This window comes from Paraburkholderia sp. BGA-UO-ETr-F12, from assembly GCF_059567945.1.
Window position 1 is genome coordinate 44,089 of record NZ_JCAQOZ010000062.1, and the last position, 12,835, is coordinate 56,923.

At 61.9% G+C, this 12,835-nt stretch carries 13 protein-coding genes; 11 read left to right on the forward strand and 2 right to left on the reverse strand.

Features of this window, described 5'->3' with window-relative positions; all coding sequences use genetic code 11:
- Positions 1-38 precede the first annotated feature (38 nt).
- The 5 genes from lipB to AC57B6_RS30235 all read left to right on the forward strand — a co-directional run bounded on the left by lipB (position 39) and on the right by AC57B6_RS30235 (position 4,926).
- A complete protein-coding gene (gene lipB, locus AC57B6_RS30215) occupies positions 39-764 on the forward strand; it encodes a lipoyl(octanoyl) transferase LipB (RefSeq protein ID WP_028199005.1) in 726 nt (241 codons plus the stop codon).
- 13 nt (positions 765-777) lie between these two features.
- Complete coding sequence (gene lipA, locus AC57B6_RS30220) at positions 778-1,785, forward strand: lipoyl synthase (protein WP_028199006.1); 1,008 nt, start codon at positions 778-780, stop codon at positions 1,783-1,785.
- Positions 1,786-2,189: 404 nt separating this feature from the next.
- The gene (gene tauA / locus AC57B6_RS30225) at positions 2,190-3,212 is read left to right on the forward strand and encodes a taurine ABC transporter substrate-binding protein (protein WP_496422714.1); all 1,023 of its coding nucleotides are present in this window, start codon (positions 2,190-2,192) and stop codon (positions 3,210-3,212) included.
- Between the two features lie 41 nt (positions 3,213-3,253).
- The gene (locus tag AC57B6_RS30230) at positions 3,254-4,060 is read left to right on the forward strand and encodes a taurine ABC transporter ATP-binding protein (RefSeq protein WP_496422715.1); all 807 of its coding nucleotides are present in this window, start codon (positions 3,254-3,256) and stop codon (positions 4,058-4,060) included.
- On the forward strand, positions 4,057-4,926 hold the full coding sequence (locus AC57B6_RS30235) for an ABC transporter permease subunit (protein ID WP_178369033.1): 870 nt from the start codon (positions 4,057-4,059) through the stop codon (positions 4,924-4,926). The genes AC57B6_RS30230 and AC57B6_RS30235 overlap by 4 nt, the downstream gene beginning before the upstream one ends.
- Before the next feature lie 59 nt (positions 4,927-4,985).
- On the opposite strand, the gene AC57B6_RS30240 is transcribed toward AC57B6_RS30235, so the two are convergent.
- A complete protein-coding gene (locus tag AC57B6_RS30240) occupies positions 4,986-5,669 on the reverse strand; it encodes a histidinol-phosphatase (RefSeq protein WP_028199010.1) in 684 nt (227 codons plus the stop codon).
- A gap of 225 nt (positions 5,670-5,894) precedes the next feature.
- Between AC57B6_RS30240 and AC57B6_RS30245 the strand changes: the two genes are divergently transcribed.
- Positions 5,895-7,562: a Na/Pi cotransporter family protein gene (locus AC57B6_RS30245; protein ID WP_046566974.1), complete on the forward strand. Its 1,668-nt coding sequence runs from the start codon at positions 5,895-5,897 to the stop codon at positions 7,560-7,562.
- A 49-nt stretch (positions 7,563-7,611) separates the two neighbouring features.
- On the opposite strand, the gene AC57B6_RS30250 is transcribed toward AC57B6_RS30245, so the two are convergent.
- Positions 7,612-8,382, reverse strand: coding sequence for a DeoR/GlpR family DNA-binding transcription regulator (locus AC57B6_RS30250; protein ID WP_028199012.1), 771 nt, complete (start codon positions 8,380-8,382; stop codon positions 7,612-7,614).
- Between the two features lie 216 nt (positions 8,383-8,598).
- On the opposite strand from AC57B6_RS30250, the gene AC57B6_RS30255 reads away from it, so the two are divergent.
- The 5 genes from AC57B6_RS30255 (at position 8,599) to AC57B6_RS30275 (ending at position 12,825) form a co-directional block, all read left to right on the forward strand.
- On the forward strand, positions 8,599-8,742 hold the full coding sequence (locus AC57B6_RS30255) for a hypothetical protein (RefSeq protein WP_496422716.1): 144 nt from the start codon (positions 8,599-8,601) through the stop codon (positions 8,740-8,742).
- A gap of 193 nt (positions 8,743-8,935) precedes the next feature.
- The gene (gene ugpQ / locus AC57B6_RS30260; protein WP_252888676.1) at positions 8,936-9,721 is read left to right on the forward strand and encodes a glycerophosphodiester phosphodiesterase; all 786 of its coding nucleotides are present in this window, start codon (positions 8,936-8,938) and stop codon (positions 9,719-9,721) included.
- A 98-nt stretch (positions 9,722-9,819) separates the two neighbouring features.
- On the forward strand, positions 9,820-10,932 hold the full coding sequence (locus AC57B6_RS30265) for an ABC transporter substrate-binding protein (protein ID WP_030099960.1): 1,113 nt from the start codon (positions 9,820-9,822) through the stop codon (positions 10,930-10,932).
- A gap of 166 nt (positions 10,933-11,098) precedes the next feature.
- Positions 11,099-12,037 carry an ABC transporter permease gene (locus AC57B6_RS30270; protein ID WP_030099959.1) on the forward strand — a complete coding sequence of 313 codons (939 nt, stop codon included), beginning with the start codon at positions 11,099-11,101 and terminating at the stop codon, positions 12,035-12,037.
- The gene (locus tag AC57B6_RS30275) at positions 12,034-12,825 is read left to right on the forward strand and encodes an ABC transporter permease (protein ID WP_028199016.1); all 792 of its coding nucleotides are present in this window, start codon (positions 12,034-12,036) and stop codon (positions 12,823-12,825) included. The genes AC57B6_RS30270 and AC57B6_RS30275 overlap by 4 nt, the downstream gene beginning before the upstream one ends.
- Positions 12,826-12,835: the final 10 nt, after the last annotated feature.

Genomic DNA, 12,835 nt, shown 5'->3' on the forward strand with positions numbered 1-12,835 from the left:
CGGCGGGGATCTCCAGATTTCGGTAAACTGTCGGGACCATGTGCGCCACCCCGGTTTTCCCGTCTCCTTCGTCCGCCACGGCGCCGCTTACGCTGCGCTGGCTCGGCAGCGAACCTTATGAAGCCAGTTTCGAAGCGATGCGTGCGTTCACCGACGCGCGCACCGCCGATACACCCGACGAAATCTGGCTAGTCGAACATCCTCCTGTTTTTACGCTCGGCCAGGCCGGCGATCCAGCGCATCTATTGGCCGCCGATAGCGGCATTCCGCTCGTTAGGGTCGACCGGGGCGGGCAGATTACCTATCACGGGCCCGGCCAGGTGGTGGCGTACCTGCTGCTGGACCTGCGCCGCCGCAAGCTGATGGTGCGCGAAATGGTCACGCGGATCGAGCAGGCCGTGATCGACACCCTCGCGGCGTATAATCTCGCCGGAGAACGCAAGGCGGGCGCCCCCGGTATCTACGTGGCGCCCGGGCCGGACGCCGGGCTGCACGCCGGCGCCAAGATCGCCGCGCTGGGTCTGAAAATCCGCAACGGCTGTAGCTATCACGGCGCGAGCCTCAATGTGAACATGGATTTACGGCCGTTTCTGGCCATTAATCCATGCGGCTACGCGGGGCTCGAAACAGTCGACATGGCAACGCTGGGCGTTACCGCTGGCTGGGACGACGTGGCCCGTACCTTTGCAGCACGCCTCACCGCAAACCTCGACGGCAGTCCCGCGGCCGTCGCCCAACCGCAGGCCGGTGCACTTACCGCCTGACTGGACCGAACGAATGACTGACGTTACCGCGAACCTCGCAGCTTCTCCCGCTCCTGACGCCGTGCCGGCCGCCGCCGCTGCGTACGACGCCACTGCAAAACAGAAAGCACAAGCTAAAACCGCTCGTATCCCGATCAAGATCGTCCCGATCGAAAAGCTGAAAAAGCCGGATTGGATCCGCGTCAAAGCGGCCACCGGCAATTCGCGTTTCTACGAAATCAAGCAGATTTTGCGCGAGCACAACCTTCACACGGTGTGCGAAGAGGCGAGCTGCCCGAATATCGGCGAATGCTTCGGCAAGGGTACTGCGACGTTCATGATCATGGGCGACAAGTGCACGCGCCGTTGCCCGTTCTGCGACGTCGGCCATGGCCGCCCCGATCCGCTCGATGTGGATGAGCCGGGCAACCTGGCGCGCACCATCGCCGCGCTGAAGCTGAAGTATGTGGTGATTACGAGCGTTGACCGTGACGATTTGCGCGACGGTGGCGCGGCTCACTTCGTGGAATGTATCCGCCAGACGCGCGAGCTGTCGCCGGAAACACGGATCGAAATTCTGACCCCGGACTTCCGCGGCCGTCTGGATCGCGCGATCGGCATTCTGAACGCCGCGCCGCCCGATGTGATGAACCACAACCTCGAAACGGTACCGCGCTTGTACAAGGAAGCGCGCCCGGGTTCGGACTATGCGCATTCGCTGAAGCTGCTGAAGGACTTCAAGGCGCTGCATCCGGACGTCGCTACCAAATCGGGTTTGATGGTCGGCCTCGGCGAAACCGAAGAGGAAATCTTGCAGGTGATGCGCGATTTGCGCGAGCACGACGTGGACATGCTGACGATCGGCCAGTATCTGCAGCCGTCGGAACACCATCTGCCGGTGCGCTCGTACGTGCATCCGGACACGTTCAAGATGTACGAAGAAGAAGCGTACAAGATGGGCTTCACGCACGCAGCCGTGGGTGCGATGGTTCGTTCGAGCTACCACGCCGATCTGCAGGCGCACGGAGCCGGGGTGGTTTGAGCGATTTAGACCGAGTTGCTGCCTAGAAAAATAAAGCCCGCACTGGTTGCGGGCTTTGTTCTTTCTGGCATCCCGGTTTTTGCCGCCTGAGTCATGCGCTGGCGCTCTACTTGCGTGAGCTACCGGTAGTACCGTGCGAGCAGCATGCAAATCGAAGCGAGCATTCCACCAATGATCGTGAAGGATCACAAGGGAAAGCCACATTAGCCGTCGGTCATCCCGATCCGCAATCATTCGCTAGAACCCATCTACTGCCCACCGCAGCAGTTACGCCGATCCAACTGAGCGTGAAAAGCAATGCTCGAACAGCGTCATTAGCAATCGCGGATTAATTAGAACCGCCTGCGCACAAACTCCCTATAGTCGAAATCCTCCCAGACAACACACACTAAAGGGGCTTCTCGATGAATCGCTTTCTTCGTCCGCTTGCCGCGTTCGCTGCGCTGCTCGCGCTGTCCGCGCCGTTTTCTTCCGCTGCATACGCGGACAGCAAAGAAGTCGTGATCGCGTATCAGGACATGGTCGTGCCGTGGCGCTATGCGCAAGCCACGGGCGAAGTCGAGAAAGCCACCGGCTACAAAGTCACCTATCGCAAGCTCGGCAGCGGCGCCGACGTGATCCGCGCGTTGGCCTCCGGCTCCGTGCAACTCGGCGAAGCGGGATCGAGCCCGATCGCGGCGGGGCTGTCGCAGGGTGTCGATATTTCGCTGTTCTGGATTCTGGACAATATCAACGACGCCGAAGCGCTGGTCGCGCGCGACGGTTCGAACGTCAGCAGTGTTGTCGGCTTGAAAGGCAAGAAGATTGGCGTACCGTTCGTGTCCACCTCGCACTTTCACACACTGGTCGCGCTGCAGAACGCCGGCGTGAATCCGTCGGACGTGAAGATCGTCAATCTGCGCCCGCCTGAAATCGCGGCGGCTTGGGAGCGTGGCGACATCGACGCCACGTACATCTGGGACCCGGTGCTGGCGAAGGTGAAGAAGAACGGCAAGGTGCTGATCACGTCGGGCCAGGTCGCGCAGCAGACCGGTAAGGCGACCTTCGACGGCTTCGTCGTCGACCGTAAGTTCGTGAGCCAGAACGCCGAGTTTGTCGCGCGTTTCGTGAAGGTGCTAGCCGCAACCGATGCAAGCTATCGCGATCACACGTCGGCATGGACCGCGACGTCGCCGCAGGTCGAGGCGGTCGCGAAGGAGTCCGGCGCCACTGCGCAGGACGTGCCCGCGAGTCTCGCGTTGTATGCATTCCCGACGCCGGCCCAGCAGGCGTCGAATGCATGGCTGGGCGGTGGCGCGCAATCCGGCGCGGCTAAATCGCTCGCCGCGACCGCTGCGTTTCTGAAGACGCAAGGCACGATTCAGAATGTGCTGGCCGATTACTCGACCGGCGTCGATCCGCAATTCGTGCAGCGTGCGGCGCACTGATTGTTGAGCAAGCCTATCCATCAGCATCATGAGGCGCGGCAATGAGCGGTCTTGAGATCCGGCGGTTGCATGTCGCCTACGAAGGCGTCCGCGGCGCGGCGCCGACCATCGCGCTCGCCGACGTCGATTTGCGCATCGAGCCGGGCGAATTCGTCGTCGCGCTGGGTGCGTCCGGTTGCGGCAAGACGACCTTGCTCAATTGCATCGCCGGCTTCATTCAACCGACCGGTGGCGAGGTGCGGCTGAACGATGCACCCGTGCTTGGGCCGGGCGCGGATCGCGGTGTCGTGTTTCAGAAGTACGCGCTGATGCCCTGGCTCGACGTGCTCGACAACGTTGCGCTCGGTTTGCGTTTTCAGCGCGAGCCGAAGGCGCAGCGCGAACGCATCGCGCGGGAGAAGCTGGCCCTGGTTGGCCTTGAGAAGCATGCGCACTCGCGCGTCTACGCGCTGTCAGGTGGTATGCAGCAGCGCGTGGGCATTGCGCGTGCGCTGGCAAGCGATCCGCAAGTGCTGCTGATGGATGAACCCATGGGCGCGCTAGACGCGATGACGCGCGAGTCGATGCAGGAACTCGTGCTGGACGTCTGGGGCCGCACCCGCAAAACAGTCTTTTTCATTACGCATAGCGTGGAGGAGGCACTGTTTCTGGCGACGCGCCTCGTCGTGATGACGCCGGGACCGGGCCGTATCGCCGAGAGCTACGACCTGCCATTCGCGCGGCGCTTTCTCGAGACACGCGATGCGCGCGCGGTCAAGTCGTCGCCGGAGTTCATCGAATGGCGCGAGCGGCTGGTGCGCCGTCTGCACGAGCGAAATGATCGGAATCAGGAAGAGGTGCTGTCGTGACGGCTTCGCGCGAATCTTTGGGCAACGTGCCACTCACTCAGGCAAACGAGCCGCCGAGACGTAACGCGCGGCCGGTACGCGGCTGGCGTTTGCCGGGCGAAGGGCCGACCGCGGCGTTGAGCGCGGTTTCGGTCACGACGCTCGCGGCACTGTGGTGGTTCGCGACGCACCTCCACTGGCTGCCGCCGCTATTTCTGCCAACGCCCGAGGCGGTTTGGGCCGCGTTTCTGGACGCGTGGCACGGACGCATTCAAGGCGGGTTGCCGCTCTCCGAACATCTCGCATGGAGCGCGTTGCGCGTGTTCGGCGCGTTCGCACTGGCCGCGGTCACGGCGGTGCCGGTCGGGATTCTGATGGGCGTGAGCCGGGTTGCCCGCGGCTTGCTCGATCCGCCGCTGGAGTTCTACCGGCCGTTGCCGCCGCTCGCTTATCTGCCGCTGGTGGTCATCTGGTTCGGCATCGACGAGACGGCGAAGATCGTCGTGATCTATCTCGCCTGTTTCGCACCGATTGCGATGGCGGCGCGTGCCGGTGTGCGCAGCGCGACCATCGAGCAGATTCATGCGGCCTATTCGCTAGGTGGACGCTTCACGCAGATCGTGCGCCATGTGGTTCTGCCGGCAGCGTTGCCCGAGATTCTGACCGGCTTGCGGATTGCGATCGGCTTTGGCTGGACCACGCTGGTTGCCGCGGAGATGGTCGCGGCAACTGCGGGGCTGGGTCAGATGGTGCTCAACGCGTCGAGCTTTTTGCGTACCGATGTGGTGGTGATGGGTATCGTGCTGATCGGACTGATCGCATGGCTATTCGATCTCGGCATGCGTGCGCTGGAACGGCGGCTGGTACCGTGGAAGGGGCGTGTGTAGTCGGCTCTATCTCGTGGCCACTTCGTGACCACCCCAGGGCCACCGCGCCGCGCCCACTCTCAAGCAAACAATTCAATCACCGGCCAGCCTCGTTCCGCGGCAATGGCTCGCAAACGCGGGTCGGGATTGGTCGCGACCGGATGCGTGACGCGTTCGAGCAACGGCACGTCGTTGATCGAGTCGCTGTAGAACCAGCTCTGCGGAAAATCTTCCAGACGATGGCCGAGCGAAGCCAGCCAGTCCTCGGTGCGGACAATCTTGCCTTCGCGGAAGGTGGGTACACCGACTGCGGTTCCCGTAAAGCGCGCCAGCGGATCGCCGCCTTCGGTGCCGAGATCGATCCCCAGCAGATGTTCGAAACCGAGCGCCTTGCCGATCGGTTTCGTGATGAACACATTGGTGGCCGTGACGATGCAGCACAGGTCGCCCGCATCGATGTGACGCTGCACGAGTGCCCGCGCAGCCGGCAGGATGGCCGGCGCAATCACCTCCTTCATGAACTGCGCATGCCACGCATCGAGTTGCTCGCGTGAGTGGCGCGCCAGCGGCGCGAGGGTGTAGTTCAGATAGGCGGTCATATCGAGCGTGCCGGCCACATACTGCCGGTAGTAATCGTCGATTTCCTCCGCATGCCGCGCCGCGCCTTCTATGCCCAGATTGGCGATGAAGTGAGCCCACGCCTGATCGCTGTCGAGCGGCAGCAACGTGTGGTCCAGGTCGAATAGCGCAAGGTTGCGGCTCATCCAGAGTCCTTGTGATGAAGTGGGCAAACAAAGTGATCGAGCGAACCGTGTCCCGGATCATGAGGAGGCACACAGTAACTCCCAGCTTTGCGCGAGCGTATATTTAAAAGCACAAAATTACAATAAGGCAAAAATGTGCAACACTACTGTCATAAACGCCCCGGGTGCCGATTCGCACGGCATGCGGTTCGGGTCATGGCAGCAGGAATGGATGCGTAGCGTTTTATGTTGATTCTCCTTAACCTTCTGGCTGGTGTGGCGCTCCTCGTGTGGGGGTCGCACATCGTACGTACCGGCATCCTGCGCGTGCTCGGCGCCGATCTGCGCAGCGTCCTCGGGCGCAGCACCAGCAGCCGCTGGCGGGCCTTCCTGTCGGGCGTCGGCGTGACGAGCCTCGTGCAGAGCAGCAACGCAACGGCTGTGATCGTCACGTCGTTCGCCGCGCAAGGTCTTTTGCCGCTCACCAGCGGCCTTGCGATCATGCTTGGCGCCGACGTCGGCACCGCACTCATGGCGCGCCTGCTGACGCTCGATCTGTCATGGCTGTCGCCGATCCTGATTCTGCTCGGCGTGCCGCTCTTTCTGTCGCGCAAGCAAACCCGTCTCGGCCAGGTAGGCCGTACGCTGATCGGGCTCGGCCTGATTCTGCTGGCGCTGCACCTGATCGTCGAAGCCGCCCAGCCGATGATGCAAGGCGCCGGCGTGCGCGTGATGTTCGGTGCGTTGACCGGCGACACCATGCTCGACGCGCTGGTCGGCGCGGCATTTGCGATGCTGTCCTACTCGAGTCTCGCGGCGGTCCTGTTGACCGCGACGCTTGCCTCGTCCGGCGTTATCTCGTTGAAGGTGGCGTTGTGTCTGGTGATCGGCGCGAATCTCGGCAGCGGCTTGCTGGCGTTGATGGGCACGCTCGCGCAGAACGCCGCGGCGCGGCGTCTGGCCCTGGGCAGCCTCGCGTTCAAGCTGGCCGGCGCGCTGCTGATCCTGCCGTTCGCGCCGCTGCTCGCCCGCGGGCTGCCGGTGCTGATCGCGAATCCGCGCGAAGCGGTGGTCGGTTTTCACGTGATCTACAACACGTTGCGCTGCTGCGCCTGCCTGTTGCTGATCGATCCGGTCGCGCGCATCTGCACGCGGGTGTTGCCGGACCGGCCGCTCGCCAACGGTGAGCTGCGGCCGCTGCATCTGGATGCCGCCGCGCTTCCCACGCCCACGCTTGCTCTCGCTCACGCCGCACGGGAGGTGCTGCGTATCGGCGACATCGTGCGCACCATGCTCGACAACGTCGCTGAGCTGATTCACAACAATAGCCTCGATAAGGCGCGCGAAACGGTTCGCATGGACGACGACGTCGACCAGCTCTACGCCGCGGTCAAAAGCTATCTGACGCTGATTTCCCGCGAGCAACTCGATGAGGCCGATAGCCGCCGCTGGACTGACATCATCTCGCTGACGATCAACCTGGAACATGCGGGCGACATCATCGAGCGAATCGTCGGCGATATCGAGGAAAAGAAGATCGCGCACCGGCTGTCGTTTTCGGCGGAGGGACTGGGCGAGCTGGACGACCTGCACGCACGGCTCGTCAGCAATCTGCAACTTGGCCTGTCGGTGTTTCTGAATAACGATCTGCGTTGTGCCGAGCGGCTGCTGGCGGAAAAGGAGCGCTTTCGCGATCTGGAGCGCGCCTATTCGTACAAGCACCTGGACCGGCTTGCCGGGCAAACCTTGCGCAGCATCGAAACCAGCGCATTGCACCTGGATCTGATCAGCGATATGAAACGGCTCAATTCGCTGTTCTGTTCGACGGCGTATCCGGTGCTCGACGCAGCCGGCGCGCTGCGTGACACGCGCTTGCGCAAGCGTGTGCTCGATACGATGCATGTGAAGGAATAGGGAGAGGCCCTACGAGGGGTCCCAAAGAGCCCCTAAGCCCCCAAAGCCCCTAAGCCAGAACGATCTCTTCCAGCTTCTTTTTGAGCGCCGCAAAGTCAGCAGCTTCGGCCGCCTTTTTGTTGGTGACCAGCACATCGATCCGATCGACCGGGCAGTACGAAATCCGGCTGCGCTGACCGATCTTGCTGTAGTCGGCAAGGATCACCACGCGGTCCGCATTGGCAACCATGGCACGCGCTACTTCGGTTTCGGCGTGATCGTAGTTGGTCGCCCCATGCCGGTGATCGATACCGACCGGCGAGAGTAAGGCCATGTCCGCCCGATAGCGCTGAATGTCGAGCACGGTGGTAGCACCGGTGGTCGCCATGGCCCGATCGCTGATCGAGCCGCCGAGCAGGATCACTTCGTTGGCCGCTTCCGTTTGATCCACGGCGCCGCGCATTTTCAGCGCGACGTCGATTGAATTGGTGACGATCGTCAGGTTCGCCAGTTTCGCCAGCTCCTCGGCGAGCGCCGCGGTGGTGGTGCCCGCGTCGATGAAAAGTGTCTGGCCGCTCGCGATCAAACCGGTGGCCGCCTTTGCAATCGCGGTTTTTGACTTGACGCGCATATGGGCGCGCTCGGCGATCGGCGCCTCGTCAGCGGGTTTGATCGCGCCGCCATGCACGCGCCGCAATTCACCGAGCGCCTCGAGGTCGAGTAGATCGCGCCGTACGGTTTCGCGCGATACCCCGAGATCCGCCATGATCCGTTCGGTCGACACGCGTTGCAGCGTGGACAGCAACGCGCGAATTCTCTGATGACGGTCTTCCTGCCACATGCATTTTTCCTTGGGTGCGAACGCTCGCTGACACGGCTTGTTCTTAAAGTGTCATCGTGGACACGGATGTGTGTCCGGACTATGTCAAGCCTACTACTTTAGTCGAATTGTGTTGTATTTTTTTGGCAGCTTGCAAGTTTGTGTATTTCATCTTAGCCTTCGCAGATCGAGGTGCTATGCCTATTTCGAACATCAAATGTTCGGAAAGGAATTGAAATGTCCGATTTCGAGCAATTTGCGGCGTTTTTTGGCAATCTGATCGATCCATGTCGTTGCCATAATGGACTTTGGTATCTGCCGCCTGGACGATTTTTTGCTGCACGCGGCGCCGCTTGGAAGCGACATGGTTCGGCATCCTGACAATAAGATCGCGTGACCGCCACGCGACGTAATGAGCCGCGGCGTTAGCCGTGCCGCCGGCTATCGCAGCATTGCCCATTGACGTGATACTACGCGAGGGGCTCGCGCGTAAAGGTTGCATGGCGGCAGTGGCGGCTGGGAACGTGTCGAGAGCATACTCAACCCGCTCTATCTGGATGGAAGGTAACGAGACGTGGCAAACGGGACTGATCGCACTTTATCCACCAACTGGCCCTATCCGAGGCTGGTGGCGCACCGCTGCGGCGGCACGCTGGCGCCGGAGAACACGCTGGCCGGTTTCGACGCCTGCGTGCGCTACGGCTACCGCATGGTCGAATTCGACGCCAAGCTCTCTGCCGACAACCAGCTCTTCCTGCTGCACGACGACACGCTGGAACGTACGAGCAATGGTCATGGCGCTGCTGCCGAACACTCATGGGACCAACTCGCCGGACTCGACGCCGGTGCCTGGTTCGGGCCGCAGTTCTCCGGCACCCGCCTGCCGACTCTCGCCGAGGCGGCCGGGCGTTGCGCTCGGGATGGCATTGCGGCCAACATCGAAATCAAACCTTGTCCGGGGCGTGACGAGATCACGGGGACCCTGGTTGCAAGCGGTGCGCTGACTTTGTGGCAAGGGCAGACCCCGCCGTTGCTGTCGTCATTTTCGTTCGAGGCGCTTGCCGCCGCACGCGCCGCCGCGCCCGTGCTGCAACGCGGCATGCTATTCGAAGAGGTGCCGGCGGACTGGCTGCGCATCGTGCGGGAGCTGGATTGCGTGTCGTTGCACGCGAGCCACCGGTATCTGAGCGAACCGCTGGTTGCCGAGATCAAGGCGGCCGGCCTGCGGGTGCTGGCCTACACGGTGAACGATCCTGAGCGCGCACGGCTGCTTGTCCAATGGGGCGTCGACATGATTTGTACAGATCGCATCGATAAGCTTGAATACGACATGTTCTCGGCGCCGGCGAATCCGGGCTGAGCGTGACGCGGGTGCGGGCTTGTTCAGAGGCGCGCCCATGAAGCTGAAAACCAGAAATTTTCCAAACGTAGCAATTTCGGCAGAGGATGGGGAAGACTATGAAGCGCACCGCATTAGCTCGTTTATTTTCGATGTCGGCCGCTGCGGGTGTTGCCGCAGCTGGGGTGAGCAGCGCCTCGGCCGCGCCGCTCGACGCACTGATCGCCGCCGCCAAACAGGAAGGCCAACTCACTGTGATCGCATTGCCGCACGACTGGTGCAACTACGGTCAACTGGTAGCGGGATTCCAGAAGAAGTACGGCATCAAGATCAACGAGCTGAATCCGGATGCGGGTTCGGGCGACGAAGTGGAAGCCATCAAGGCGAACAAGGGCAACAAGGGGCCGCAGGCGCCCGACGTGATCGACGTGGGTTTGTCGTTCGGTCCGACCGCGAAGGCCCAGGGTTTACTGCAGCCGTACAAGGTGGCTACGTGGAACTCGATTCCGAAAGAGTCGAAAGATCCCGACGGTTATTGGTATGGCGATTACTACGGCGTACTGTCGTTTGAAGTGAACGCTGACATGATCGACAAGGTGCCGTCCGACTGGAGCGATCTGCTCAAGCCCGACTACAAGAACGCAGTCTCGCTGGCAGGCGACCCGCGCACGGCCAATCAGGCAATCCAGGCCGTGTTTGCCGCCGGCATGTCGCAAAGCAAAGGCGATGTGAGCAAGGCCGACACGGCGGGCCTCAAGTACTTCGCCGATCTGAACAAGAGCGGCAACTTCGTGCCGGTGATCGGCAAGGCCGCCTCGCTTGCACAGGGCACCACGCCGATCATCGTGCGTTGGGATTACAACGCGCTCGCCGACCGCGACACCCTGAAGGGCAACCCGAAGGTACAGGTGGTGATTCCGAAAACAGGCGTGGTCGCCGGTGTGTACGTGCAGGCGATCAGCGCCTACGCGCCGCATCCGAATGCGGCCAAACTGTGGATGGAGTATCTGTACTCCGATGAAGGCCAGCTTGGCTGGCTGGGCGGCTATTGCCATCCGATGCGCTATAACGAGCTGGTAGCGCAGAAGAAGGTCCCGCAAGCGCTGCTCGACAAGCTGCCGCCGCCTTCGTCATACAAGAATGTGGTGTTCCCGACGTTGTCCCAGCAGGACGCCTACAAAGACACCATCACGAAACACTGGGACGAAGCGGTCGGCGCGAACGTCAAATAATCGTCGTGGTGCACACGGTGGCGGCGGTGGCGGCGATGGAGCGGCGTTCGATCGCACGCCGCCCATGCCGCGGCTTCTATCCGTAACGCGCAGTTTTGAAAAGACGACGCGTCGCTCAAGCAGGGCGGCGCGTCAGGCGTTAACCAGAAAGCCCCAAGGGTGAGCTATGAGCGCTTCATCGGATGCTGGGTCGGTGCAGCCGGAATTACTGGTTCCGCCTGTGCCCACGCCAACACCTCGCGCCGGCGGTCCGAGCCGCGCGTCGCATTTTCTCGCCTGGATCGGCGTAGTGCCGTTTTTTGCTTTCGCACTGTTGTTCCTGATTCTGCCGACCGGCTTTCTGATGGTGGGTGCGTTTCAGGATCCCCAAGGCCGCTTCACCCTCGCGAATTTCCACGACCTGTTGCAGCCCACGGTGCTGGACGCCTACTGGATCAGCTTCAAGGTGAGCGCCGCGTCTGCGATCGGCGGCGGCGTAATCGGCTTGCTGCTCGCGTGGGCGGCGGTGCAGGGCAAACTGCCGGGCTGGATTCGCCCCACGCTGATGACGTTCTCCGGCGTCGCTTCCAATTTTGCCGGCGTGCCGCTCGCGTTTGCCTTCATCTGCACGCTCGGACGCGTCGGCCTCGTGACTGTCCTGCTGAAGAAATACCTCGACTTCAATCTGTACTCGACGGGCTTCAGTGTGCTGAGTTTCTCAGGACTCACGCTGACTTACCTGTACTTCCAGATTCCCCTGATGGTGCTGATCGTCACACCCGCGCTGGATGGCCTGAAGCGCGAATGGCGCGAAGCATGCGACTGCCTCGGCGGCACTGCTTTTCAATACTGGCGCCACGTAGCGTTACCGGTGCTGTGGCCGAGCGTGCTCGGCGCGACCCTGCTGCTGTTCGCCAATTCGTTCGGCGCGGTCGCCACGGCATACGCGCTGACCGGCAGTTCGCTCAACATCGTCACGATCCTGCTGTATGCGCAGATTCGCGGCGACGTGATGCATAACCAGAACCTCGGCTATGCACTCGCGCTAGGCATGGTGCTCGTGACCGGGCTGTCGAATGGCGGCTACATCTGGTTGCGTTCGCGCGCAGAAAGGGGGCGCCGATGAAAGGCCAATCGCGTGCGGGTGCGTGGATCGCGATGATCGCTGGTTCGCTGTACTTTCTGATTCCGTTGCTCGCGACTTTCGAATTCAGTTTGCGCATGAAGCGTGGCGTCTACAGCTTCGAGGCGTACCACGTGGTGCTGAGCGACCCGCGTTTTCAGGCCTCGTTCGGTTACTCGATCCTGATGGCAATCCTGACGATCATTGTCGGCGTGTTGCTGGTAGTGCCGACCGCGTACTACGTGCAGTTGCGGTTGCCGAAACTGCGGCCGGTCGTCGAGTTCATTACGCTGTTGCCGCTGGTGGTGCCGGCGATCGTGATCGTGTTCGGTTATCTGCGCATCTACAACAGCAGTTCGATTCTGCCGCTCACCGGCAACGAACGTGCAACCGATCTGTTGCTGGTGTTCGGCTACGTGACGCTCTCGCTGCCGTACATGTATCGCGCGGTCGACGCCGGCTTGCGCGCCGTCGATGTGCGCTCGCTGACCGAAGCCGCCGAATGTCTCGGGGCAAGCTGGCCGACGATCCTGTTCAAGGTGATCTTCCCGAATATCCGCTCGGGCATTCTGTCCGGCGCCTTTCTCACCTTTGCCGTGGTGATCGGCGAGTTCACGCTGGCGAGTCTGCTCGACCGTCCCGCATTCGGTCCGTATCTGCAGTTGATCGGTGCGAACCGCGCGTACGAACCGTCGGCGCTCGCGATTATCGCGTTCGTGATTACGTGGGCGGCGATGGGATTGATTCAGGTATTCGGTTCGGCCCGCGCGCTTAGCGGCCAGAAAATTTGACGGACTCACT

Bases quoted from the DNA above. Each gene is read 5' to 3' on its own strand.
- AC57B6_RS30275 (WP_028199016.1), top strand. From the start codon at position 12,034: ATGAAAGGCCAATCGCGTGCGGGTGCGTGGATCGCGATGATCGCTGGT.
- AC57B6_RS30240 (WP_028199010.1), bottom strand. From the start codon at position 5,669: ATGAGCCGCAACCTTGCGCTATTCGACCTGGACCACACGTTGCTGCCG.
- AC57B6_RS30255 (WP_496422716.1), top strand. From the start codon at position 8,599: ATGTCCGATTTCGAGCAATTTGCGGCGTTTTTTGGCAATCTGATCGAT.
- AC57B6_RS30230 (WP_496422715.1), top strand. From the start codon at position 3,254: ATGAGCGGTCTTGAGATCCGGCGGTTGCATGTCGCCTACGAAGGCGTC.
- tauA (WP_496422714.1), top strand. From the start codon at position 2,190: ATGAATCGCTTTCTTCGTCCGCTTGCCGCGTTCGCTGCGCTGCTCGCG.
- AC57B6_RS30250 (WP_028199012.1), bottom strand. From the start codon at position 8,382: ATGTGGCAGGAAGACCGTCATCAGAGAATTCGCGCGTTGCTGTCCACG.
- AC57B6_RS30265 (WP_030099960.1), top strand. From the start codon at position 9,820: ATGAAGCGCACCGCATTAGCTCGTTTATTTTCGATGTCGGCCGCTGCG.
- AC57B6_RS30245 (WP_046566974.1), top strand. From the start codon at position 5,895: ATGTTGATTCTCCTTAACCTTCTGGCTGGTGTGGCGCTCCTCGTGTGG.
- lipB (WP_028199005.1), top strand. From the start codon at position 39: ATGTGCGCCACCCCGGTTTTCCCGTCTCCTTCGTCCGCCACGGCGCCG.
- AC57B6_RS30270 (WP_030099959.1), top strand. From the start codon at position 11,099: ATGAGCGCTTCATCGGATGCTGGGTCGGTGCAGCCGGAATTACTGGTT.
- lipA (WP_028199006.1), top strand. From the start codon at position 778: ATGACTGACGTTACCGCGAACCTCGCAGCTTCTCCCGCTCCTGACGCC.